This is a genomic window from Pseudolactococcus chungangensis CAU 28 = DSM 22330, assembly GCF_002441885.1.
Lineage (GTDB): Bacteria > Bacillota > Bacilli > Lactobacillales > Streptococcaceae > Pseudolactococcus > Pseudolactococcus chungangensis.
This window is the reverse complement of record NZ_JXJT01000077.1, coordinates 1-432: the sequence shown is the minus strand read 5'-3', so window position 1 is coordinate 432 and position 432 is coordinate 1. Positions and strand designations below refer to the sequence as shown.

Genomic DNA, 432 nt, shown 5'->3' with positions numbered 1-432 from the left:
TAAAGTTGAAATCAAATGGTCAGCAATGAACGGTATGGGCGAAAGTTTCCCAACTGTTTATGTTAATGGTAAAATTGATAAGGAGAAAACAAAAAATCTACGTTTGGCGATTGCCAAAGTTGGTTGGGCAAATTTAAAAGATTTAGCCCCAGAGCTTATCGCTGAGTTAGTCGGTGTCAATGATGTCAAAACTTTGCTTGATTCAGACGCATCATTTTCAAAACAATCGTTGAGTTTTCTTTCTCTGCTCTTGACTTATTTTCCAGCTAAAAAAGCAATCAACCTCTACAAAGCTATGGAAACGGCTAGAATGTTAGAAAAAGGCGGCGATTTAGCGCTTGATTTGGCAAAAATCAGCAAAACTTTTGGACTTACTGAAAAAGAGGCTAAAGTTTTAAGTGAGATGTGGGAGGCTGAGAGAATTGCCAATAA

At 37.5% G+C, this 432-nt stretch carries 1 protein-coding gene; it reads left to right on the top strand.

The features are described 5' to 3' along the window. Window positions 1-25: 25 nt before the first annotated feature. Window positions 26-432, top strand: a 407-nt coding sequence (locus RR45_RS10965; RefSeq protein WP_143465098.1) for a hypothetical protein, incomplete at its 3' end; no start/stop codon positions are given.